General features: G+C 48.3%; 19 protein-coding genes, 1 tRNA gene and 1 pseudogene. 8 read left to right on the top strand and 13 right to left on the bottom strand.

All coding sequences use genetic code 11. The features are described 5' to 3' along the window. Window positions 1-167 precede the first annotated feature (167 nt). A complete protein-coding gene (locus KME12_16450; GenBank protein MBW4489380.1) occupies window positions 168-554 on the bottom strand; it encodes a tautomerase family protein in 387 nt (128 codons plus the stop codon). A gap of 279 nt (window positions 555-833) precedes the next feature. Here KME12_16450 and KME12_16455 point away from each other — a divergent pair, with 279 nt between their 5' ends. The 3 genes from KME12_16455 (at window position 834) to KME12_16465 (ending at window position 4,240) form a co-directional block, all read left to right on the top strand. Continuing rightward, the gene (locus KME12_16455) at window positions 834-1,352 is read left to right on the top strand and encodes a hypothetical protein (protein ID MBW4489381.1); all 519 of its coding nucleotides are present in this window, start codon (window positions 834-836) and stop codon (window positions 1,350-1,352) included. 279 nt (window positions 1,353-1,631) lie between these two features. Then, a complete protein-coding gene (locus tag KME12_16460; GenBank protein MBW4489382.1) occupies window positions 1,632-3,527 on the top strand; it encodes a PhoX family phosphatase in 1,896 nt (631 codons plus the stop codon). A gap of 137 nt (window positions 3,528-3,664) precedes the next feature. Further along, window positions 3,665-4,240 carry a PEP-CTERM sorting domain-containing protein gene (locus tag KME12_16465; protein ID MBW4489383.1) on the top strand — a complete coding sequence of 192 codons (576 nt, stop codon included), beginning with the start codon at window positions 3,665-3,667 and terminating at the stop codon, window positions 4,238-4,240. A gap of 133 nt (window positions 4,241-4,373) precedes the next feature. Here KME12_16465 and KME12_16470 read toward each other — a convergent pair whose 3' ends face one another. From KME12_16470 to KME12_16505, 8 genes are all read right to left on the bottom strand, one after another. Then, the gene (locus KME12_16470; protein MBW4489384.1) at window positions 4,374-5,330 is read right to left on the bottom strand and encodes a hypothetical protein; all 957 of its coding nucleotides are present in this window, start codon (window positions 5,328-5,330) and stop codon (window positions 4,374-4,376) included. Continuing rightward, on the bottom strand, window positions 5,327-6,871 hold the full coding sequence (locus KME12_16475) for an IPT/TIG domain-containing protein (protein ID MBW4489385.1): 1,545 nt from the start codon (window positions 6,869-6,871) through the stop codon (window positions 5,327-5,329). Before KME12_16475 ends, KME12_16470 begins: the two co-directional genes overlap by 4 nt. A 48-nt stretch (window positions 6,872-6,919) precedes the next feature. Beyond that, window positions 6,920-7,255: a hypothetical protein gene (locus KME12_16480; protein MBW4489386.1), complete on the bottom strand. Its 336-nt coding sequence runs from the start codon at window positions 7,253-7,255 to the stop codon at window positions 6,920-6,922. Between the two features lie 116 nt (window positions 7,256-7,371). Beyond that, complete coding sequence (locus KME12_16485; GenBank protein MBW4489387.1) at window positions 7,372-8,610, bottom strand: hypothetical protein; 1,239 nt, start codon at window positions 8,608-8,610, stop codon at window positions 7,372-7,374. Between the two features lie 141 nt (window positions 8,611-8,751). Further along, window positions 8,752-9,132, bottom strand: a complete 381-nt coding sequence (locus KME12_16490) for a hypothetical protein (GenBank protein MBW4489388.1) — start codon at window positions 9,130-9,132, stop codon at window positions 8,752-8,754. A gap of 29 nt (window positions 9,133-9,161) precedes the next feature. Beyond that, the gene (locus tag KME12_16495) at window positions 9,162-9,536 is read right to left on the bottom strand and encodes a hypothetical protein (GenBank protein MBW4489389.1); all 375 of its coding nucleotides are present in this window, start codon (window positions 9,534-9,536) and stop codon (window positions 9,162-9,164) included. Between the two features lie 387 nt (window positions 9,537-9,923). Continuing rightward, a complete protein-coding gene (locus KME12_16500) occupies window positions 9,924-10,307 on the bottom strand; it encodes a DUF4346 domain-containing protein (GenBank protein MBW4489390.1) in 384 nt (127 codons plus the stop codon). A 106-nt stretch (window positions 10,308-10,413) separates the two neighbouring features. Beyond that, window positions 10,414-11,016: a methyltransferase domain-containing protein gene (locus KME12_16505; protein MBW4489391.1), complete on the bottom strand. Its 603-nt coding sequence runs from the start codon at window positions 11,014-11,016 to the stop codon at window positions 10,414-10,416. 43 nt (window positions 11,017-11,059) lie between these two features. Between KME12_16505 and KME12_16510 the strand changes: the two genes are divergently transcribed. Then, the gene (locus KME12_16510; GenBank protein MBW4489392.1) at window positions 11,060-11,758 is read left to right on the top strand and encodes a RibD family protein; all 699 of its coding nucleotides are present in this window, start codon (window positions 11,060-11,062) and stop codon (window positions 11,756-11,758) included. 38 nt (window positions 11,759-11,796) lie between these two features. Continuing rightward, on the top strand, window positions 11,797-12,996 hold the full coding sequence (locus tag KME12_16515; protein MBW4489393.1) for a GNAT family N-acetyltransferase: 1,200 nt from the start codon (window positions 11,797-11,799) through the stop codon (window positions 12,994-12,996). Window positions 12,997-13,185: 189 nt separating this feature from the next. Here KME12_16515 and codA read toward each other — a convergent pair. From codA to KME12_16530, 3 genes and pseudogenes are all read right to left on the bottom strand, one after another. Then, window positions 13,186-14,443: pseudogene (gene codA / locus KME12_16520) on the bottom strand (cytosine deaminase). Window positions 14,444-14,519: 76 nt separating this feature from the next. Beyond that, a complete protein-coding gene (locus KME12_16525; protein ID MBW4489394.1) occupies window positions 14,520-14,963 on the bottom strand; it encodes a DUF4278 domain-containing protein in 444 nt (147 codons plus the stop codon). Window positions 14,964-15,195: 232 nt separating this feature from the next. Further along, complete coding sequence (locus KME12_16530; protein ID MBW4489395.1) at window positions 15,196-16,278, bottom strand: hypothetical protein; 1,083 nt, start codon at window positions 16,276-16,278, stop codon at window positions 15,196-15,198. 198 nt (window positions 16,279-16,476) lie between these two features. Here KME12_16530 and KME12_16535 point away from each other — a divergent pair. Then, window positions 16,477-16,549, top strand: a tRNA-Ala gene (locus KME12_16535). Between the two features lie 1,111 nt (window positions 16,550-17,660). On the opposite strand, the gene cas12k is transcribed toward KME12_16535, so the two are convergent. Beyond that, a complete protein-coding gene (cas12k, locus tag KME12_16540) occupies window positions 17,661-19,724 on the bottom strand; it encodes a type V CRISPR-associated protein Cas12k (protein MBW4489396.1) in 2,064 nt (687 codons plus the stop codon). Window positions 19,725-20,351: 627 nt separating this feature from the next. On the opposite strand from cas12k, the gene KME12_16545 reads away from it, so the two are divergent. Both KME12_16545 and KME12_16550 read left to right on the top strand, forming a co-directional pair. Beyond that, on the top strand, window positions 20,352-23,570 hold the full coding sequence (locus KME12_16545; protein MBW4489397.1) for a DUF499 domain-containing protein: 3,219 nt from the start codon (window positions 20,352-20,354) through the stop codon (window positions 23,568-23,570). A gap of 64 nt (window positions 23,571-23,634) precedes the next feature. After that, a complete protein-coding gene (locus tag KME12_16550; protein MBW4489398.1) occupies window positions 23,635-24,063 on the top strand; it encodes a hypothetical protein in 429 nt (142 codons plus the stop codon). Window positions 24,064-24,350: the final 287 nt, after the last annotated feature.

The following is a 24,350-nucleotide window of genomic DNA, read 5'->3' on the forward strand; positions in this document are numbered from 1 at the left end:
ACCATCCATCATCCCTTCCCTCCCAACGCCATCACGTTGACCTCTAAACCGTTCTGGGGAAACGCCCCATGCGGAGCCGCACGTGGGGTGTTGTGGGGACTGGGGAGAAAATCCCCTTGCTACCCGATTGTGCTACTGTCACCAATTACCTTCTTGACAACACATCTTTATACTTCGACTTTGTAGTTGAGTTGGTGCTCATCACCCGGTAAACCCCGAAATCCCCAATTATGCTTCGGCGTTTCAAATATTGTAATCTCCAAGTCTTGCGTTGTGATCCCAAGGGATTGAACCCGTTCAAACAATAACCGAATCAACTGCTTTTTAGCTTCAGCACTACGTCCCTCAAACATACTGAACTCGATAATGGTGTATCGTTCTGTGCGCCCACTAGGGTAGAAAAAGTCATTGGCATCAAGTGGGAAAAATCGGTGTGCCCGTTTATCAGCAGGGTATTGGAGCGCATCCATCACACAGGAATGGATGATATCGGAGAGTTTTTGTTTGATCGGGTCAAGCTGCACTCTCAGACCATAAATTTTGACTTGTGACATTGCACCATTTAACTCAGCAACTATTCATTAAAACTGTCTGGCTGCTCACCGGTCGTCTCAAGGCACCTGAATACCTCAAAGTTTCCGTGTAATTCTGTCTATTTCAAATCTTTTACAAGATATTACTGCCTTTTAAGCTTCGATTGAACTTGATTTAACCATAGCTTCACGTTCCCATAAGTAATGCGTGGGAGCATTAACGGGATGGCAATTCATGAAGTCATATCAATTCTGATTGATTATCCCTCCCTAAACTACTTTAGATAGGTGCTTGGTTTTGTGACGCAAAAGATTCTAACTCGTCAGCTTCTAATAGCTGTTGCAGCAGCGTGTATTTTAGGGTTCCTGAATGGCATTAATCAACCTGCACATGCAGAAGCGCAAGGTGTCGTGATTGATATACCTGTGTATGGTCAAACCCTATATAGCGATTTGACAACACGGGCAGAGTCCTTGGTTAGCAATGCCATCAATGATCAGTTTGGCCAAAATCCTGGCCTGTCAACTATTCAAGTAGTGGTTACAGGCGATCGCCACGGCGAAATTATTCCGATTCTAACTACGACGGTTTCTCGGACTCAGTGGCAAGAAAATCCCCAAGTCAATGCTTGGACCAAGTACTACAGTGCTTCCCAGGCTCTACTACAACGGCATGAGCAGACAGAAATAGTAGCAATGGCTCCAAGCAGATCGACTACTGTGAGTGGGCTAGAACGAGCCTTTCAAATTGATGAAGCTTTTGATTCAGGTCGTCTAACTGGACAACCTGCTCAGGAATATCTAAGTGACTTGGATTGATGTTTGGATGGCTGACGTGATTGAAGCGTGATTGACAAATAAGGTTAGCCACTCAGGAGCAGGTGTCAGAATTCCTGCCCAGTTGATGAATGCGATTGCTCATGAGAAAAGAAGTGTTTCTTGTAAGGGAAAATCCAACCTTTGGGTTGGGAAATTAACCATGTTTTAGCTCAAAAGTTTTAGCTCAAAAAAGTCAGTCTTGGTTCGCGATCGCAGAGAAGCAGAAAAACAGAAAAACAGATTCAACAGTAAGCGTTCAACATTGAGAGGAGAGTACAGGTGATTCACGATAATGGAAGTAGCAACAAATCGGGCAATCGTTCCTTTGAGGATGTGCTGCGAGTCAGAATGTCTCGACGTAACGTTTTGGGGCATGGAGCGGCGCTGTCAGCTACTGGCTTTTTAGCAGCACTGGCTGGCAACAAGCTTCTAGCTCAAGGGGTTAAAGCGGCTACCGCCCAAGGTGGGAGTGGTGCTATGTCTCCAGGCTCCAGTACTGCGATCGCCCAGAGTCAGGCTGGCAGCTTGATCAACTTTTCCTTTGTCCGCCCTACCGATGCTGTAGGCCCCACACCTAGCATTTCATCCGATTACCAGTATGATGTACTGATCCCTTGGGGCACTCCACTTCAACCCGGTGGCTCCACCTACGAGGGCGACCCCAATACTCGTCCCACTGCTGCCCAACAAACTCAACAGGTGGGAATTGGTCATGACGGCATGTGGCTCTTTCCAATTGGTAACGGAAATGATCGCGGCATGCTGGCGATTAACCACGAGTTCGGTACTAATCAGCATGTATTGGGCAAAGAAGTACCAGAGAGCCTGGAAGATGTGCGGCTCTCTCAACATGCTCATGGTGTTTCAGTCCTTGAGATTAGAAAGGTGAATGGTAGGTGGCAGAATGTTGGCAGCCCCAATGCTCGTCGCATTCATGTCAACACACCCGTCACCTTTAGCGGGCCAGCAGCCAAAAGCAGACTGCTAAGAACCCGTGCGGGGAATCCGACCTTGGGGACAGTCAACAACTGTGCCAACGGTAAAACCCCGTGGGGAACTTACCTCACCTGTGAGGAAAACTTTAACGGTTACTTTGGTGCTACTGGAGCTTGGACACCCACCGCAGCTCAAGCCCGCTACGGCTTCAGTGCAGGTGGCGCTGGCTATGGCTGGCACTTGTTCGATCCTCGCTTCGATCTCTCAAATTCCAGCTATACCAACGAAGAAAACCGCTTTGGTTGGGTGGTCGAAATCGATCCGATGGATGCTTCTCAAACCCCTGTAAAGCGTACTGCACTCGGTCGCATTAAACACGAAAATGCAGAACTCGTAGTTGGACAAGGCGGTCGGGTCGTGGTTTATATGGGTGATGACGAGCGCTTTGACTACATCTACAAGTTTGTTTCAGATAGCAACTGGCGATCGCTGCGAGCACGTAACATTAGCCCCTTGGATCAAGGTAAGCTCTACGTCGCTAAATTTAATGACAACGGCACAGGCAACTGGCTCGAACTCAGCATCAATAACCCTGCCCTCAAGGCTAAGTTTGCTGACCAAGCTGAGATTCTGACTTACACCCGCATCGCGGCTGACACGCTGGGTGCCACACCTATGGATCGTCCAGAATGGATTGCGACTGCTCCGAATGGGGATGTTTATTGCACCCTCACTAACAACACCCGACGCACAGAAGCGACCCCTCCTAACCCCCTGGCACCCAACCCTTTTGGTCACATCATCAAGTGGCGTGACAGCAACAACCACGTTGGCACTACCTTTACTTGGGACATTTTTGTTCTGGCTAAAGACACACACTCGATCGAGAAAAGTGCCTTTGGTAGCCCGGATGGTCTTTGGGCCGATCCGGACGGACGGCTGTTTATTGAAACTGATGGAGATCAGCCAGAAATCAATGGCGTCAAGCTGAATGACCAGATGCTCGTCGCGGATACAAATACAGGTGAGATCCGCCGGATCTTTGCAGGTGTAACGGGTTGTGAGGTCACGGGCATTACAGTAACGCCCGATCGCCGCACGATGTTCGTTAACCTCCAGCATCCAGGCGACGGCGACCCCAGCCTAACTAATTTCCCAGCACCCCCAAGAAGCGGCAAAATCCCTCGCGACGCAACCGTTGTGATTACCCGAAAAAACGGCGGCATTATTGGTTCCTAGATCGCTCGGCAGTGAGTTTTCGAGCATTCTGACCATAAAGAAGCTCATTACCAGAAACTTGCTTTTGCTCAAGGTTCTTTTGCTCATGGTTGTGCTTTGTTAACCAGTTCCACATAGTTCGTTCATTAGGTGATTTTATGAAACGCTTTTTTCTGGCTATCGGTTTGGGTTTAGGGTTGGCATCACTCGCTGCCCCTGCTAGTGCTGCAACATTTGCTTGGGATATTGAATATAGCGGCTGGTGGGAAGGAAGTGAGAACGCTTCCATTTCAGGGACGATTGTGGCTGATGAGAAGGATGCTGAAGACGGAATCGTTTCTAGTAATGAATTGAAATCCTGGCTCTGGAGCTGGAGCGGTGATGATGTGGTGCCTGCATTCTCTTTTTCTTCTAAAGAGCCAGGCGCGATCGCAGATTTTGACTCCAGTTTTTATGTAGATGGCAGATTGAATCAGCCTGGTCTTCTAGATGGGCTTGACCAGGGAACATTCACCTCTGGCTCTGGTAATGAATTTCTAGATTTAGAGTACTTATTTGCAATCTCTTTTGCTGACAACGTTGAATCTTTCTCACCTGGAAATCTCGATTCAACGATTGGAACTGTCACTGTTTCAGACCCCGTTCTCGTTCCTGAGCCTACCGCCGTCTTAAGTTTGTTTGCCCTAGTTGGTCTAGGTGCTGCTACCCTCAAGCGTCAGAAGCGAGAAGCTTAAAGACATTTTGTAGCAATACCGTATAAAAGACATCAGTCATGAAGGCTTCTCTTAGCTTGAATCTGGGAGAAGCCTTTGTTGTTGAAAAGAGAAATGCAAAACTCAGTCGCCCGGAAGTACGATCGTGGTCTGATTACTGTCTACTGCGATCGCTCCCTAGAAAAAAGTCCACTTTTTCCAGATATTGTAAGCACCGCTGATACTGGTCTGGATAATCCTTAGCTACCCGTGTCTCTAGGCGTTGAGCGATCGCGGCATCTCGTTTTGCTTCTCCAATCAAGTGAGTATAACCTACCTCAACGGGTCGTTTAGAGCCAAAAGCAGTTTCTGGAGAATCAAACAAGCACTGCATAGTGACATCTGGAAAACGGGACTCGGCAGACTGTTGATGATATTCCAGGCAAGCTGCTAGGAAATATTGTTCAATTAGGAGAGAGTCGCCCAGCTTGTTATCCATTAGGGCAAAAGCTGCCTGGTTGCCAGAGTTTGCAGCAATTTGCAAGGCCATATCGGCATAATGGTGAATAAAGTCTACATGGTTGCCACCGATAATCCCGCAGCAATAAGCTAAATTGCGACGACCCGAAAAATACCAGTGCCACTCCTTCGGTAGCCAGCCATTGTTACTTTTTACGCGCTGATCAAACAGTTCAGGTCGATACCACCAACAAGTCGCATGATGTTCCCCAAAGACAAATGACTCCGGATTCTGCGTGAAAACCGGAGCTGAATCTAATTCTGGAGGGAGCGGCTTCCACAAAAACACATCATTATCGACATGAACAAAGGGCTGGCTTTGACTACGGTAGGCCCACAGTTTGCCCAAAATCCACCAATCCGGATCTTGGTGCTGGAGAGCATTCAATTCGGTAGATACCGTATCAAACTCTAGACCCAAACCATCCACCAGCATCTTCGCCCCTGCATCATCAGTCACTAGCGCAGTTTCTGGATAATGTTTTCTTGCTGTTTCGAGGGATAAAATCCAGGCCAGTAAATGATGCTTCTCAGTGAACCAAATCGTCTGCCGATGGGCCCGGAAGGGTTTTGTCCAGAACGACCACACGGAGCGAGTGATGGATTGGGTCATAAAAGACTGCTCCCGATCGCGCCTCCAGAGCCGTAGTAACTGGTTGCAGCGACGGTAAATGAATCTGTGGTCGTGACAGTACCGCCTCCAGTTTGAACCGTGATAGGCCAGTTGCCTGACGAAATGGAAGGCGCTTTGACAACAATTTGCGTTGCCGTAGGTGTGCCCACAATCGTGGCGTTGGTAGCCCCAAACCGAACCGAAACTTCGCCAACATTCAAGTAGTTGCCCACCAACGTCACATTATCTCCCGCTCTGCCTGACTTCGGCGAGAACTGATTGGGCGACGGGTTGAAAACAGGAGCAGGGGGCGGAGGCGGGGCAGGAGGTGGGGGCAAACGATTGACCACAAACTCGCGAATGAAGCTGTTATTGGTTGGCAATAGATCAGAGATTTTGTTCTCTGGATCTGCTGTGAAACGAATTCTGTAAACCCCAGGTTGATCAAACTTGTATTTAAAGCTGATTGAGTTATCGGTTGATTGCTGCTGCGATCGCAGTGCTGCATGAGCGTAGACGACTTGTTGGATCGCCTGCATTGATTCCTGAATTTCGTCTCCCTCGTCCTCAAACCTGAGCATGGTTTCAGTCTTAGGACTGGGTAGCGGCCACCTCCGCACCCTCACCTGAAAGAGCTGCCAACTCACATTGAAGTTAGTAGCATCGACGGTTCCTTGATTACTCAAAACTGCCCGAAACGTCGCTTCCTGCCCCTGGATCAGCGGTAGGGATGACTCTAAAACAATATCTTTCACATAGAGATCCCAGACATCTGCTCGCCAAGGCAGAGAATTGATTTTCTGATTCGCGATTTTGGCAAATACTAAGCCACTGCCAATGACATTTCTGGGCATCTCCACCGTGAGACGGGTACTGGTGCGATCGCTCACCTTGGCTGCTTGGTCTTGAAAGTAAACTTCTACTGAGTCAGTACCACCCAGATTGCCGCCGTCAATCACCACAATACTACCTGGAGCCCCACTCTCTGGTTTAATTTGGGTGATAAACGGTAACTGTCGCCACAGCCGCAGCCGCGCTTCGTCTAGCCCACTCTTAGATGAGATCTCTGTCAGCATGGCAGGTGTTAGCGTTACCATTTCCAAGTCATTTACAGAATGGATGCCAACCGTTTTTAACTTTTGAATCTCTGAACTCTGAATATCCGGTAAGGTTTCTAACGTTCGATATTCGTTAGTTTCTAGGTCAATAGACTTGCGAGTTTCTTGGACTTGCGTATCCAATGCTGGCGTGAAACCTAGTTTGAGCACGGTAGCCCCAGTTTGTCCAGGCGGAGCAGTGCGAAACATGAGATGCCCTGCGGGGTCACGGCGCACATCCACTTGGAGATCTAGGTTTAACTGGTTCACCATCATTGACAGCCGCCGATTTTGCGACTTGAGGATCAAAGTATCTTGGGCTTGATCCAACTCTGCCGTAATGATTTGAATTAACTCCGACAACTGCCACTCATCATTGGGCAGCGCTGATGGTTCGTTGGAGAGAGACTCATTGGAGATGAAGGGGCGGTCGCTATTGGTCACAGAAGCTATGTCACGTTGAGATGGATATCACTGAACAAAAGTTCAGCCTTAAGGATTTAGCTTTAAGGTAACTCTAAAATGGCTCAATGCGTTAACCGACTTTGTGACTAGGGGCGAGGGTAGGGTAGTCATCAGTCGAGCGGTTGCTAGCGAACCTGTGGAGCGTGGGGAAAGATGAAAATGCACAGGGAGATCGATAGCAATCTCATCTAAAATCAGGCTCGGCAAAGAGAGTTCCGAAGTGAGTTCCGAGGCGGATTCAGGCAAATTCGCTTGAGCCAGGAGATCTGGTAGGTCGTCCGGTTCTACTCCTTGAGTCGCTGGGATTTGGGACATCTCCCCGGCGGTCATCACGACTAGGTCACTAAAGTGGATAGAAGGCATGTCGTTTCTACAGATATAAATTTGCAGTTGAGGTTTTAGAAGTGCTGGTTGCAAGTAAAATTTAAACCTAAGCCCCAGCCCCTTCCTGGGTGTGGAAGGGGAGCCAACTACTTCGTCTAGACGATGGGAGCTAGATCAGACTCTTTTACTGAACCTGTACCGTCGTTTAGCGGCTTGTAATCTGTTTTGAACTTCAGGGTGACTTGCCCACTCATTTGAGTCAGGGTTTCAATGTTGCCCACAGAAGTTTGATCTACAGTGCTGACGCTGAGGTTGTTATAGTAGGCACTGACGCTAGCATTGCCCCAACCCCAGGTTGCGCCTGCCTTGACCGAACCTCCATAACTTGTGCTATTTCGCTTAGCAGTGTTCGTGCTGCTTGACTCAGTAGAGGCAACTCGGAAAATTAGCTTGGTATTAATTTCTCCCTCGGTGATGACAATCCGAGCCATCCCTTCGCGTGCCATCTGCCGCAGTTGGTTCATGCCATCACGGGCTAGACCATGCTTGATGGCAGTCTGAATGGTACTGATATCAGTGTTGATGTAGACTTTGGAACTATTGGCCTCAATGCCATCGGCCTTATCAAAATCGCTTTCAAAGAGTTCTTTGACTTTTGTTTCATCAATGACATTAGTGGTGGACTTAACGATGTCATCTTGCCCGAAAAGCCTCAAGATCTCCGCTCGGTGTCCACCTGTAACAGGTGCCATGTAGTAGAGGCGCTTGAGATGGTAAGCTCGTCGAGGCTCACCCACTACGACTCCGAACGCTTTGTCCTTTCCAGTAGTATCCTTTTCTGTAAACGTCAGTTGGTCAAGTTTTTCTGCGACTGCATCGTCTGATACGTTGTCAGAAGCAAATTCTTTCAGGCTCTTGGTCAGCTCAGCAACCATCTCACTGTAAGCTTTCATCTGATCAATAGTCGCTTTGATGATCGAGTTGAAAGTACCTGTGATTAATCCTTGAGTGAATTCAACAAACGCCATCCCGGTTTGCTGGGAACCTCTCACCGCTGCATCGATCGCCCGCTCTGTCGTACCATTACCATTACCCATTGCCAAGTTTTCGTTAATTGGAGCCACCAAGCCCATCGGCATTGATTCCATATTGGCATCTTGGGGTCGCAGGAGTTCTAACAACGTATCCTGCACAACTGTGGTAACTCCCTGGCGTAGCAGTTCACGCTCTGCATCATCACTGCCAATTTTCTCAACACTACGCTCAATCACTTCCATCAAGCGGTCTACCCCACCTGCGACTGCTTCATCTACAGGGGCGATCGCTTCGAGCTGAGGTTGTAGCTCTGAGTTATCAGTGTTGGAATCGTTGTTCTGCTTGCGATTGCGAGCCATGTTTAAGATCTCCTTAGTTTTTGATTAATAGAAAGCAATTCAACTGAGAAGCAGGCGAAACAGGAGAGATTACTCTCAGGCTGCTGACTGTTGCAGTGAAAAAACTTTTAGCTAGGACTATGACGCTGAAGATCATTGGGTTTAGCAACTCAGGCCAAAGACGCCAGTATCTACCCAATCTTGTTTTAGAAGCACCCACCAGTCCACCGAAAGCCCACCCTGAATATATTTGTAGGGCAACCAGCCATACCCTTCTTTACCCCAACTCGTACCCCAGGAATTTCGGATTAGGATCGCTCCTTTGCTCTTGCTTCCCCCTGCTTTAGGATGCTCAATCACCATAGAATCGTCGTAGCCAACTGCAACCATTGCATGACCTCCTTTGGGGCGATCGCTGTTGCATGGATAGGGAAGTTGACCCAAGGTTTCAGGTTGCGTGGCATGTAGTAAAGGCGCATCAAAAAGCATGGTGCCAAACGCCAAGGGAAAGCCTGCCGCCAATTGAGTTTTGATAGTTAACAACAATTCATCAACTTGGATGTTTGGGGTATCTAAGCGGACATAATTGATCGACTTATAATTGGCCTCAATAAGTTTTTGGTGGCTTTATAGAGAAACAAGCGGGAGCGGTGGCTGTACTCGTCGAGAGCTTTTTGCTCCAAGTACTCTGCGATCGCAGTAACGACATGGGCTGTACAAGCTTCTACTTTGCCTTGATCTTCAACCGGAGAGAAACCCGGACGTAGATCGACAAAAGCGGGCAGGTCTAGTTTCTTGAACTGCTTTTTTTCTACGAGTTCTGCGGAGCGACCCAGGAGAGTTTCCATCATGGGTTGCACGACTCGGCTGGTCAACCTGAGATCTCGGTGATCTGGATAATCACGGACCCAGCCCATGCTATGTTGACGGCTAGCAATTCCATTCATGTAGCGTTGTGACTTTCAATTTTCAGGATGAGTGAAGTAACTTGGGGGGTAGATGCCGAGGCTCCCAACTTGATCGAGCGAAAAAGTTGAAAATCGCCTCCGAGTCGGTCTTGAGGTTAGCCTCAAAAACCAACGCTAGGTGGACTTTAATAGGCTTCAACCCTAGATTGCAGTATTCCGTATTTTCCTCAGCCAATTCCTGCAATTGATACCGTTAATTTCTGTTAAAGCCCTGCTGTTCCGGTTCTACAAAAGCGATCGCGACTCACTCATCCTGAACGATTAACCTAGAATTGCTAGATTACTAGTTTTAGCTGTTTTGTAGCTTGTCCAATAGTTCATGACATCTTTAGCCAGCTCTGAAATTTTTTGCCTAATACTTTTTGCCTAATCCTGAATGTATTCCTGGCCTGAGAGCATCGCAATTTCGGCTCGGACGAATTCTCGGCCTAGATAGGCGGCATGATCGAGTCTGGTGATGGGGTTGGCTGCTTCGGACTCAAAGATTTGGATGCAAAGTTCTTTGGCACTTCTGCCGCTGTAAATTTTGGTATGGGTTCGCTCGATTTTTCCCCGAACCGGAATCACTTCGCCTGTTTCTGGGTCAACGGCAAGACCGCGCTCGTTGATGACGTTGGTGTAGTGCTTGGCGCAAATTTGGTTGGCCTCGCGATCGATATAGATGATGAAGTAGCCGCCTGGATCGAGTTCGATGTAGCGGTTGGATAGTTTGTGATCGAGCGCAGTAACCGCTTCAACAAGTTGACTCATGGGATGCAACGTTTAAAGAATGGACATTTGTGACCCTGACTACATTCTACGAAGAGAGGGTGCCCCTGCGGATCAAATCGAGCAGGCTTGTGAGAAGTGATGTCAACTAAGCTTGAGGTTGAAAGTAGCCTAGGTGCTCCTCTCCTTGCCGCTCTGGAACAGAATTGGTCACTGGTTTTAGCCCTAGAAGATCAAACCGGGGTTCGAAGTACTGCCGAATTTCGGTGGGTGTAATGCCAAAGGGAGGGCCACCCGGACGGTGGTGAGTGAAGAAAAGGGCTAGCAGTTGACCTTGGGGTTTAAGCAGGGTGTGGACGAGTTGCACGTAGGTAGGTCGCTGCTCTGGGGCGATCGCGCAGAAGCAGGTATGCTCAATTACGTAGTCAAACTCGCCCGGAAATTCAGCAGCTAAATCAAAAATATCGCGCTGGAGGAATTGAGCTGGGCTTTGGCTGGCTTGGGCTAGCGCGGTAGCGGCGGCGATCGCGGCAGGGGCAAAGTCGAACCCCACTACGTCAAAACCATGTGCTGCAAATAAAAGCGCGTCATAACCACGACCGCAGCCCAGAACCGCAACTCGACCGGGTTTAGGGGCACTTGGCGAACTGAGAAGGGTGACAAACGCTGGTGCAGCTTGCCCCAGATCCCAGCGGTCTGTGCCTTCGTGATACCGTTGTTCCCAATATTCTACTTCTTTGACTGACACCATCAGTAAGATTGTCCTCAATTCGTCTAGTTTAAACAAAACTTCTATGGATAACTCTGCTTCTCGACCACAGACCACGGTGGTATTGGCGATGAGTGCGGATGGCAAAATTGCTGATGTAACGCGATCGCCTGCTCGCTTTGGCTCTGAGGCAGACAAAGCCCATTTGGAGCAACAGGTGGCTCAGGCGGATGCAGTGCTATTTGGGGCGGGTACGTTACGCGCTTACGGCACAACGCTGCGGGTATCTCATCCAGAACTTTTGGCAATGCGATCGCAGCAAGGGAAGCCGCCTCAGCCTGTGCAAATGGTCTGCTCCCGATTGGCTGAATTTGACCCGAATCTCCGCTTTTTTCAGCAGCCTGTTCCTCGTTGGTTGCTGACGACTGCGGCTGGCGCTAAGACTTGGCAGGAAAGGACGGGTTTTGAGCGCATTCTAGTGGCTGAGGCGGCTGAGCAAACCTTGGATTGGGTTACGGCGTTGCAGCAATTAGCAAGCCTAGGGATTCAGCGGTTAGCGGTGCTAGGAGGGGGTGAGTTGGTGGCCTCTTTGATGGCATTGGATTTGATTGATGAACTGTGGCTGACGGTTTGCCCGTTGATCCTGGGCGGAGCGATCGCGCCGACTCCGGTGCAAGGTGTAGGTTTTCCGGCGGAGTTGGCTCCCCGTCTAGAATTGCGCTCAGTAGAAACCTGCGGCCCCGAAGTTTTTCTGCACTATCGCCTGCAACGCGGAAAAGATTGAATTACGCTAGAGAGCGGATGGCCCTAACTCCAGCAATCATGGTCGAACAACTCCAGCCCCGTTATTCTCTCGCTTGGATCAACAAAATTTCTGAGGTGCCCCAAGCCGAATGGGACGCTTTAGCCCTGCCCTTGAAAACACCGTTTTTTGAGTGGGATTGGCTGAATAATATGGAAACTTCGGGTAGTGCCACGGCTAAAGCGGGGTGGTTGCCCAATCACCTCACCGTTTGGCGCGATCGCCACTTGATCGCTGCTGCCCCGCTCTACCTCAAAGGCCACAGCTACGGTGAGTTTGTCTTCGACCAGCAGTGGGCCGACTTAGCCCAACGCTTAGGCGTCAGCTACTACCCTAAACTTTTAGGCATGTCTCCCTTCACCCCTGCCGAGGGCTATCGCTTTCTGATTGCTCCCGGCGAAGATGAAGACGAAATCGTGGAAATGATGCTAGACGAAATCGATCACTTCTGCGATCGCAACCGTATCTCTGGGTGTCACTTTCTCTACGTCGATCCCGAATGGCGACCTGTCCTAGAGCGCCACGGCTTCACCACTTGGCTGCACCATAGCTTCATCTGGAGCAACCTCGGCTTCCAAAGCTTTGATGACTACTTGAATGTTTTCAACGCCAACCAACGACGCAACATCAAGCGAGAACGCAAAGCAGTCGAAAAAGCTGGCCTAACGGTGAAAACCTTCACTGGAGAAGATATCCCTAACTCTCTATTCTCGTTAATGTATACCTACTACGCCGATACCTGCGACAAATTCGGCTGGTGGGGCAGCAAATATCTAACTCGTCGCTTCTTCGAGCAACTCCAGCCCCATTATCGTCATCGTGTTGTCTTCGTTGCCGCCTACAGCGAACAAGATCCCCGCCAGCCAATGGGTATGTCCTTTTGCCTCACCAAGGGCGATCGCCTTTACGGACGCTATTGGGGTAGCCAGCAAGATATTGACTGCCTCCACTTCGACGCTTGCTACTACACCCCGATTGAGTGGGCGATCGCCAACGGCATCCAAACCTTCGATCCTGGCGCGGGCGGTCGTCACAAAAAACGCCGGGGCTTTCCCGCCACCCCTAACCACAGCCTGCACCGCTTCTACGACAAACGCCTCAGCCAAATCCTGCGATCGTATATCCGTGAAGTGAATGAACTAGAACAACAAGAGATGGACGGCATCAACGAAGCCCTCCCCTTCAAACAAGCCAACCCCAGTTTAGACAATCAAGAGTAGATGACCTAACCCCCAGCCCCTTCCCTGCTGTAGCTTGCTTCCCCGCAGGGGTGGGAAGGGGAGCTTAAAAAAGAAGGGGGAGTAAATATATCCTTTTGGAGGGGGTCTGGGGGACGCAACCGTCCCTCAGCGGGGGTTTGGGGGCGAGTGCCCCCAAGGCTCGGATTTCCAAAGAGATAACCAACCTCATCACCCATACCAACTCATCTTTGCCGCCGCCATCTCCGCCAATAATCTCCCTCGCGAAATCACATATCTCACCCCTGCTCTACGCCGGATGGCATCATAGCGATCGCTTGCATTCAACACAATTAGATTTGCAGGTTTCCCCACATCTACCCCATACTCCTCTGCCAAATGTAGCGTCTTGGCTCCATGCCAAGTCACCATGTCATAGCAGGCATCGATCTCTGACATCCCCGTCATTTGGCAAACATGCACCGCCATAAACGCCACATCCAGCATGTTACCCGTACCCAAGCTGTACCAGGGGTCTTGCACACAATCATGCCCTAAACTCACGTTTAATCCCTGTTGCCATAGCTCCTTCACCCGCGTTACACCTCGGCGTTTGGGGTAGGTATCCGTTCTCCCTTGCAACGTGATATTAATCAACGGATTGGCAATGAAATTAAGCTGTGCTCGTTGCAGAAACCCCATCAGCTTTTGAGCATAGGCATTGTTATAAGACCCAAAGGCCGTCGTGTGGCTTGCCGTCACTCGTGGTCCTAACCCAGTGCGAATTGCGCATGCCGTCACTACTTCCAAAAACCGAGACTGATCATCATCAATTTCATCACAATGTACATCAATCAAGCGATCATACTGCTGCGCCCACTCAAACACTCGCTGCACCGATCGCACTCCATCTTCTCGCGTCAGCTCATAGTGAGGAATCCCCCCCACCGCATCCACACCGAGTTTTAGGGCTTCCTCCATTAATGCCTCATTTTTAGGGCCACCATAAATTCCATCCTGAGGAAAGGCCACCACTTGCAAGGTGATCCAATCTTTCACTTCCTCTCGAACTTCTAGTAACGCTTGCAACGCGGTCAAATTTGCTTCACTCAGCATGACTGCGGACAAACAACGCTCCCTGCATCGCCTGTTGCTTGAGCGTGGCGATCGCACGTTGCTTCACATCTTCCAGCGTCAAACTTTGCTTACGTTCGCGCCAAATCTCAATCCCCTCAAACAAAGTACCACTTTGATTCCATCGCGGTTCTCCTGCCGTCGAAGCTGAATCTAAATGGATATGAGATTCAACAAAGGGTGGACTCACCAACTGTCCCTGTACATCCAACTCTTGCAGGGCGGTAGCTTCTATGTGAGGCGCGATCGCAGCAATTTTACCTGCTTGAATCGCAATGTCCACAGACTCTAAAGAATTGGGCGATCGCAACAAACGACAATGACGCAGAATCAAATCATAAGACTGTGAGGACATAGATTCAAAATAGCGACTTCACCTAAAAAAATACCCCCGCAGAGCAGGGGTATAGAGATTAAGTTGTACCGATTAACTAGCTGAAAGAAACATGACTGCGCTCATAATCGCGCCGAAACGTAGGATGAATGTCACCTTGAATATGGTTCCAATAATTGCTCAGATGAGTCAACCCTGCTTCAGCCGCAGAACGAGTGAGTAGCGTTTGCTGGCGATTCTTAATTAGATGATGCTGTTGGGTCATCCGAGTGCGAGCTTTGGCCTCAGTCGATAAACCGCTCACTCTAGTAGGCTCAACCGCAGTTGATGCTGCCAAAACTGGCTCACTAACTTCCAAGTTGTGGTTGGTACGATAAGCCACACCCCGGTATTTCAAATCTAAGCTAGGCTGTTGAACAGGTGCTTTCTTAAGATTCCGAAAACGCCAGTCTAAACCCCGATATTTGCCAGTCTCCCCAACGTTGGTTTCAACCGCAGGAGAATTGGACTCGTATTTGCTACCACGATAATTTAGTTGCATGATTTTCGCCTCAAATTAGGATTGTAGTGATATGAGGCGCGTTCCTTCGGGATCACTCCCTACTTCCGTTTCTTGGGTACTTTCAGCCTTTAATAACTCAATTTACCCAAAGAAATGAACGATTTCGTTTTCACTTCTGTATCAATTATGACAGTTTTTCCTGAAATGTGCTCAATTCAGGAAATATTTCTTCAAGGTTTCCTGACAAACCTCTAAACCCTCTAACCTTAAATTAGTCATCAATTTGCCACATATCCTTGGTGAGGCCCTCATCTACAATCCGTTTCGGACGCACTACCAGAATCACTTGGCCTAATAGGGGAATGCCAGGTGCCTCATCAAACCATTGCAACTCCAGATTTTGCTCTTGAGCTATTACAAAATAGCTGTTAGCATCCCACTGTCGCTGGGCTCGGTCTACCACAACTAATACTTCTTCTGGCGGTCCTGCCAAAGGGGTGGGTAAGCGATCGCTATCACACAGCAACACCACTGGATCTTCAGCACCTAAGAGCACTTTCCAACCTGGGACAGGCACCCAAGCTCCAGTTCCAGAGAATTTCACCATGCGAAATGCCCCGATCTCTTCAGTCAGTGGCGCTGCTTGCAAATCGTCTAGAGTCAAAGGCAATTTGCCCACGACAGGTAGCACTCGTGGCAGTTCTTCTTCTTGTTCTAGGCGATAAATTGGTAAGCGAGGCGTGGGACGCGAGGAAGTAACGCCAAAGTCGGTGAGTAGGTGTTCCAGTTTTTGCCGTGCCGTGGTGCTGTTAACAAAGCGGAAACCTTTAGCGATCAGACGAGAGCGGTCTTGTAGATCAGCATGCTGTTGAGCTAGTTTCCAGCATTGGTAGGCGATCGCATCGCCCGGGTGCTTGGTGAAACCCTCTGGTGGAGTGCTCCGGGGAGACAAATCTTTCATAGCTTTGGCTAGATCACGCGCGTCATCCATATCAATGTTCTTCTCAAACGCCAGATCTGCTGCGGCGGCTCGGTCTGTCTGAGTCAGGATCCGGAACTCATACAACACATCGCTACCTTTATGCTCAAAGTGCTGTCGCGTTGCTTCCGAAACGCCTGCACTCACCATAGAAGTAAAAACCTGTGATCCTACAATCACTTGATTTTGCTGAATTGGCTCAAATCCTGTTTCCTCAAAAATTTTTTGGGGGTTGAAGCCTGCTCGTTGCAACTGCTGACAAGCTTGGCCCCACTGTACCCAGCTCCCCTCCTTACGACGTAGCGATCGCAACAGAGCATCTGTATCCACAGCATCTTGGGGATTTTGAAAATTTGGATTGGGAGTTTCAGTCATGGTAAAACAGCACACACAGCTAAAGAGCAGCAAGCAGTCTTTAATTTTAAGCCTTCCGCAATCTCTTAACTACTAGAAGCAACATGACTCAGCAATGTACCTCTACTCTATTGCTCAAGACCTAAAACTTTAAAGATTTTCCAGATAGGCTTGACGAATCTCTACAAATCAAGGCATGATTATAGACGCGAAATGCAAGGGGCTATAGCGCAGTTGGTAGCGCACTTCAATGGCATTGAAGGGGTCAGCGGTTCGAATCCGCTTAGCTCCATACCTAATGTCTATTAAAGAATTAATGGGCAGTTTTAAAGAATTAATTTCACAACTCCCGTGAAAAATATGTAGCTGTGCGGCTTTGACGTATCTTTGTAGCCATAACATTGATATTTCTGCTCAAATAAGCAGTTTTAAAGAATTAATTTCACAAAACTGCCTCAGCAGTCTTAGACTGTGGTGTCTTTCCGATACTTTAAGGGCTTAACCCACCACTTTGAAATTTATTGCTATAGAAGAGCTAGTGAGAGATGTTCTTTAAGACGTAAAGCTGTCCTTTAGAGTCCTAGATTACAAGTAGGGTTCCAAAAGATGGCTTTGGAGAGCTTTTAGCAGAAGCATTCCAAACATTTGCCTTAGGCATCAATGAAATGCCATTGAAGTGCGCCTTTCAACCCAACCTGAGACTACAAGGGATAACAACGTAGAATGTTTAGCCCTGAATTGCCTAAAAACATATTGAGGCCCGTACAAGTACTATAACGCTTTGTCTAAACAATCCTTGAGACTAACAAGTTACTGGATCTAGAAACACCTAATCCGATGAAGGCGGATGCGACTCCAAGTTTTGTACTCAGGTGGTCACTATCTGGAATCCCTTCAGCCCGCCTAATCGGATGAAAGCGGATGCGGCTCCGGCCATTCAAACTCTTATCTAGACTGAATTAGTTGAGGCATTTTGGCAAACCTCAACTAATTTTGGTAAAGGAATGACTCATGCCATAAAACAGAACTGATAAAAGTACCGCTAAACTGCTTATACCCAGCAGGTTTGAGTTTTGGCGAACCTCCTAGGATTTTGCTCCCACTTCGGTTTGTCAAAGATAAGGGAGGGTTCCTCCTTGCTCGGAGGCGATTCAGTAGCTGCCACGACAGGGTTCCCTGTATCCTTATAGTTAAGGTGGGATAATCGTAACTATAAAAACATAGCCTCCTGATGCTAGGCGCGACCCTGCACCACATCTATGAAGCAACTCCATAGAAGAAGCGGACAACTACCTGGGGCGGAAAGCAATTAAACTGCCCCACACTTGTCACTGACTCGAAAGAGATCAGCGCGCTATTGGATGAATGATTAGATTGTCAAGGTGCAAAACTGATTTAGTTCCCTACAGGGGCTGCTTATGGGCAGAGATTGCCACTTCTTTAGCCTTTTGCTCAGGAGGTGATTGGCTAGGCTGTTGACCCGTAATCACGAGAATACCTTCCCGCTCAGCTCGTTCCCGAATACATTGCACTAATCGGCTGTAGCTCCAGCGATGTAAGCTCCGACGAAACTGTTTCGCATACTGTTGCTGAACTTCTATCTGATAAGGAAATTTTTGCCTAGCTCTGGCTTGAATATCGCTTTCAAGGATTTCTCGAATATGTTTGAGATCTGGTACTGCAATGCTACCTGCTTGGTATTGCCGAGCTAAGTGGACCAGCCGAGAGGCAATAAGATGTTCCACATACAAGCCTAGGTTCGATTCTGTCTGACTTTCTCGGTATCGATCTTGCTGTTGCTCTTGTTTTTGCTGAAGTAGGCGACGTTGTCGTCTTTGATGTAGCTTATTCACCAGCCGCCACTGCCTTAAGCGTAATTGGAGAAAACTGCGATGGCAATGCTTGGATTTAATCTTAGGATTCCTCAACAGTTGCTTCGTCGTCTGGCACTTCAAAATTGCTCCAGTTTTGAGGTCAATCACACAAGCAGTGAGTGGTGCTTGAGGGTGAAGGCTAATTCCAACAGTTATTAAAGGATTCCCTTGACAAGAGACAACACTGGGACGTTGGGGAGCAGAATTGTCGAGTCGAGCGAGGGTTGAACGCTGACGCTTGATATGGATTTGCTGATTTTGGGTCAGACCTTGCTCTTCCCATTGCGACTCTGTTAATTGGTCTAGACCTTTCAAGTTCTTCAGCGTTTTCCATTTTTCCTCTTGGCATACTTGCCCTGTCCCTTCTGCTGTTAGTAAACGCATGTCAATGTTGCAATGGAGGTATAAACGATGGGTCTCCCAAGGAGAGCGCTCTTGAGGAGCTAGGTCATGAGTTACTTTTCCCTTCTTATGATGGCTCTGATCATCCTCCTGCCATATTAACCGAGCTGACCGTAGGGCAAATAGACATTGTGAGAAGCGTTCTGTGTCAGGTGATCGGAAATGCAGTTGATAGTCTTGGAGAAATTGTCGAAAGATATGCAGCTGACGGCGATCGCACTGGATTTTGAAAAGGTGGTCTTTAAAGCCCTTAAAACGAACACAAACTCTTTCTGTCGGTTGCTTAGCTTTTTTCTTTTTACGCTTTGGACTTTTGGCTAAGACCTGCTCAGTTGCAAGACCCGTTTTTTCAGTAGACCAGTTTAGATCGTCGGCACTACCAAAAATGATGGGATAGGGAAGGGAATTGAATAGCTGAATTTGCTTTTGCTCGCGCCACTCATCAAACTCTGCCTCAATTTGGTCGGGGTTATTATGCTGAGGGAAGGCTGTGGCCGTTAGTAAGCCATCAATAAATCTCTCTCCTGTCGGGTCTCTTCCTCTGGGAAGCTGGCTTTGAAGTTGCTCTTCAAGGCGCTCAATTTCAATTCTTTTGCTCTCAAGTCGTTGGTTCCAATCTTCTAACGATTCATCTTGCTCACTGACTGTTAACTTGTTTTTGAGCAAATGGATAATAGCTCGGCGGCTCAGAACATCAGTTGTCGCGTCAAAGGCATCTAATAAACCACCCAGTAAATGTTTGCCTGTTAGTTTTCGTTCAAAGCTTAAGTGGTGAAGAATGACCTGAGCTTTGGCTCGAATTGCTTCTGGGGTGAACGTAGAGATCTTTGCCAATTCTGAATCACACTCTACAACCTGCAACCAACGCTTCTTTCCACGAAGACGGTGCTGTCTTTGCTTCTGGCAGGCGAACCAAGATTTATAGATGTATTGCGTCATTAAGATGGCTGAAGTTCGAAAGCGACCTGGGAGGTTTTGTGAATTAAGCTTGGTTGCATAGGATGCAATCATTTGCTCAAGGGATTGTCTGGGGATTGCTCCTTTACGCTGCCATTCCGAAAATTGAGAATCTTCAGCAACTCCTTGGAGCAAAGCATTCACTAAAAGTGAATAGATGACCATTGATTCCCAGAAAAGTTTTCGAGTTGCCTCATTGGCACAAAGGCAGCATCGGATGGTTCTGATCGTCATAGAACTGAAGTCCGACTTGTTTGAGTCCTATTCTAAACATAGATCTTGTCATAGTGGCAAGAATTTTATTGTAAATCTTGCCTAACAATATTTATTTGGGGACACTAGAGCGTCAGATAAAGTGGCTTTGAGCTATAAGCAAAAATGGAGCTTGATGAATTTCTAAAATTCTGGGACGTATCCCGCGAAGAACTCGCATCAATTTGTGATTGCTCGTTGACGACCGTAAATCATTGGTTTTCACGCGGTGAGCACCACAGAGTTCTCAGCGATAAGCACAAGCAACGGTTAGCGCTGGCTCATTACATCTGGACTACTGTAGCGACCGAGCCAGAGCAGTTAAGGGAACTTAGGAAGATGTATGACCCAGTGAAGCGTAGAGCCTCTTAAAGTTCGAGCATAGTTTAATATATTGTGTCTTGTCACAGCGACAAGACATTGAGAGCCAACCAAGAGATCATTGTGGGGTTAGGGACTGATTCAGTTGAGATTGCTTATGGCGATCGCGATCAGCAGTGCCAGAATAGTGGGAATTTTGAAGAGTAGTTGGCTTCAAGTTCAAAAGCCTGATTGAGCTAGGACGCTTGGAGTTCTTAAGACACTGACCTAGAAAGGAGTAAAACCACTGTGCTGCCATCAGTCTTCAATACTTGCGTACCGAGAGAAGAAATTCTTTCCGGTGAGCTTTCCCTTGACTTATTTGCAGCCAAACTCCGGTTAGTAGTTGAACGCTCTGCTCCTCAGGTTTATCAAGATCCCAATCTGTTTTTTGCTAATACTTTCCCAACTGATGGCCTCAAAACGTTGATTAAGGAAGTGTTTGGTCGCCTGGTAGGTGCGACAGCAGGGTCACCGATTATTCGCTTGGAGACCAGTTTTGGTGGTGGTAAAACTCATGATGAGATCGCACTCTGGCACGTCTGTAAGCAAGGACGCCAGATTGATGGGTTGCAACGTTTTGCTGATTTAGATTTAATTCCAGATCGACCGATCCAGGTAGCGGCGATCGATGGACGAGACTCTGATCCGGTGAATGGGATTTACCACCCGGAAAGCGGCATTACAACCTACACGTTATGGGGCGAAATCGCTTACCAGATTGGCGGGATTGAAGGCTATGGGCTGCTCAAGGGATCAGACACACAAAAGATTAGTCCCGGTACTTCCGTGCTAGAGCGGCTGATCAGTGGCAAGCCAACTTTGATTATTCTGGATGAGATTGCCCGCTTGTTGAGGTCGGCGGAAGCAACAACTGTGGGTAACAGTACGCTAGCGAAGCAGGTTGTGGCGTTTCTGTTCTCACTGATGGATTTAGCCGCAGCTTGTAACCATCTCGTGTTTGTCTACACCTTAGCTTCAGCAAGTGATGCTTTTGGTGAAGAGACTACAGAGCTACGAGAGTTGATTCAGTCCTCTGCTCGCCAAGAACGAGTACTCAGCCCCAGCACCGACGTTGAAATCTACAACATCGTTAAGCAACGGCTGTTCTTTAGCGTCAGTAGTGAGGCCGCAGCCAACGCAGCTACCGAGTACTTGCAAGCCTATCGAACTAGCCGGATGACTCTACCAGAAGGCTGCCAAGACGCTCGCTATGCTCAGGCGATCGCGTCTAGTTACCCGTTTCATCCCGAACTGTTTAGCCTACTGACTAAAAAAATTGCCTCAATTCCTGAGTTTCAACGCACGAGAGGTGCATTACGTCTATTTGCTTTATTAGTGCGCTATCTCTGGACGATCGCTCAACATGAGCATCCTGAGTGGGTACCTCTGATTCATCCCCATCATGTCCCGGTGGGAATTGAGGCAGAAGTCACCAATGATTTAACTTCACGATTGCAACGGCCTTTGATGCGCCTGCCGATCCAAGCTAATATTTATAACCCGGATGGTCGGGAGGGACATGCTCAGGTCAATGACCGAGAATGGCTGGCTGCTGGGAAGCCACCCTTTTCATCGTGGTTAGGGCGCACCATTTTCCTGCACTCTTTAACTCAAGGCATTTCATCAGAGGTGCGGCGAGCGGAATTAAACTTGTCGCTTTTAACCCCAGGGCTAGAAATTAGTTTCATCGATCGCGCCCTGGAGAACTTGTGCAAAGTTGCCTGGTATTTGGATGATGATCCCATCACCTCGATCGCTCGGTTCAAAGAAGAGCCATCGATCAACAAAATTATTGCTGAGGAAAAGGAGCAAGTTGGAGTTACAGAGGCGAAGGAAGATTTACGCACTCGTCGAGACACCATCTTTGCTAGCAAACTGTTTACGCTAGTGACCGCACCGGAAGGAGCCCATGATGTTGAAGACAAGGCCGATGATATTGCCCTGTGTTTAATTGATTTTCAAGAAGCTACCGTTTCAGGCGCGATGGATGCCCCTCCAGCACTGTTGGAGCAGATTTTCAACAACACCGGAGAGTCAGGGAAGTTTCGGACTTTTCGGAATCGACTGCTATTTTTGGTAACGAATCGGCCAGAGCTAGCTAGAGCTGTGGACAATGCTAGAGAATACCGAGCGATTCAAAGCATTTTGAGAAGCCAAAATCGGCTTGATGATTTGTCGGATAGCCAACAGAAGCAGCTCAAGCAAAAAGAAGGGGAGATGGACTTGGCAGTGCGCGTGTCGTTAACGAATGCGTATCGGCACTTGTTTTACCCAGCTAATGACCCTGTGAAAGCACCAAAAGGATTAATGCACTACGTTTTACCTGCTCAGGATGCCAGTGATGTCAAAGGCAAAAATAACCAACAAGATGTAGTGCTGAAGGCATTGAAAGACTGCGGCAAGATTCGGGCTGAGGATGCTGCGCCCTTTGCACCTGCTTACGTTTTGCAGAAAGTCTGGCCTGCGGGCTTGGATCACTGGACAACTAAATCGTTACGGGAAGCGTTTGCTAAGGATTTGAGCCTGAATATCTTGTTGGATGCGGAAGTCTCGAAGCTGAGAGACACAATCCGTAAGGGATTGTCTGAGGGACAGTGGGATATGAAGGCTGGAGAGCGTCTCTTTATTAAGACGGGTGCTCCCTTGGTTCTCCCCGAAATAATTGAGTTTTCCGATCGCATGGAGTTGTACCGTCGGGGAATTCTCAAGCCGCCAGAGCCACGAGAAATTGAGCTGAGTGCCCAAGTGATGCCAGGGTCGGGAGTGGATAAAACAGTACAAGTTCGATGGCGGGCGAGGGGGGCCTTGACGGTGGCTCTTTACAAAGATGGCGAACTGGTGTCAGCGGAGTTTCGTCCCTCGGATGAACACAGCAGTACGATTCAGAAGACGGCAAAGTTTCGGGTGGTTGCAGACTACGGGAAGGATGAAACCGCAGCAGCCGAAACCCAAGCAGTCATCTATAGCGGCGGTGGTTCAAGTCCAACGCCTAGTGGGGCTGAGGGGGGCACAATCTTCGACACGAAGCCAGCAGAGTTTGGTCTTGAGGGTAGCCCTAACAGTGTGTTTAATGACTTGAGCGATCGCGTTCAAGATCTGAAAATTCAGCAGATTACAACAATGGAGATTTCGGTAGGTCAGGTGATCGACTACCGCAAGTTAGGAACTGCTTTACCGCTGTTGGCCCGCTTCCCGTTAGAAATTGAGCAGTTGGTGATGATTCAGACGGGTGAGCAGTTTGTCAGGTTGGAATATCAGGGGCCAATGCGGGGTTTTCAAAGCTTCTTCACCCCCACTAATGCTCTGTTGAACACACCAGAGGTGCAGGCGACGGTATCCATGACGCTCAGTTTCAGATTTGAGTCTCCGGTCGCTCCTGGCGGGGTTGAGATTAGTGCGATCGCCCAGGCTTTGGGTCGAAATCCGGTTGAGCGATTAAACCTGAGTGTCAAGGTAACATATTAGTCTGGTAGGGCAGGAGGTCACTTTACCCTACCAGACTAAAAATCGTGATGATTGTCGATCGCTCATGCAAGAGTTTCAGTTACGGGTGGTTCCCTTAGAAAACAATGATTTTGCCTTGGAGCTGTATCAGTGTGCTTACAAGCGAGCAGGCGAAAAGAAGCGTCCAGCGGCGAAGCGGATTGGGCGGCTGAAGGGGACTGCTTTAGTTCAGGCTCGGCAGGCGGTTTATGCTTGCTTGAAGGCCAATGACTATGACCCAAAGACGTTGAAGCGCGATCGCCAATCTCCTTATGTGTTGAGCGAGGAGTCTGGGGTAAATTTGGCGTTGTTGTTTCAGGCATTACAGCCTTTATCCAAACCAGATCGAATTGCCAATATTACAGCTGGGGTGACTGCGATGAGCAATGAAGAGTCGCACTACTGGTTTTCAAAAGTATCGAATGGCAAGCGAGGTCAAGCTTTAAGAGCTATTCGGATTTTATTAGGGGACTAGGAATCATCAGCTTTTGTAAGTAACAGAACAGTAATTTATTAAAATTAACAGTTTCTTATGAATAAAAACATCAAATTCAAAAAAGCTTTTTTGAAGGAAGAGTTGAGCTTAGAGCAAAGTTTAGCGACTCTTGGCTTAGGCAAAAGTCAGATTGAAAATTAGTAATCATTCAGGGGGTATGAGATAGGGAGTTGAGGGAATTGGAGTCAACTGTTAGGCTGACGGGATGGAAAAGAACTTGCTCGATTTAATCGATGGGACCAGCCAGGAGGACTGGGAGAAGACTC

The organism is Trichocoleus desertorum ATA4-8-CV12 (genome assembly GCA_019358975.1).
GTDB lineage: Bacteria > Cyanobacteriota > Cyanobacteriia > FACHB-46 > FACHB-46 > Trichocoleus > Trichocoleus desertorum_A.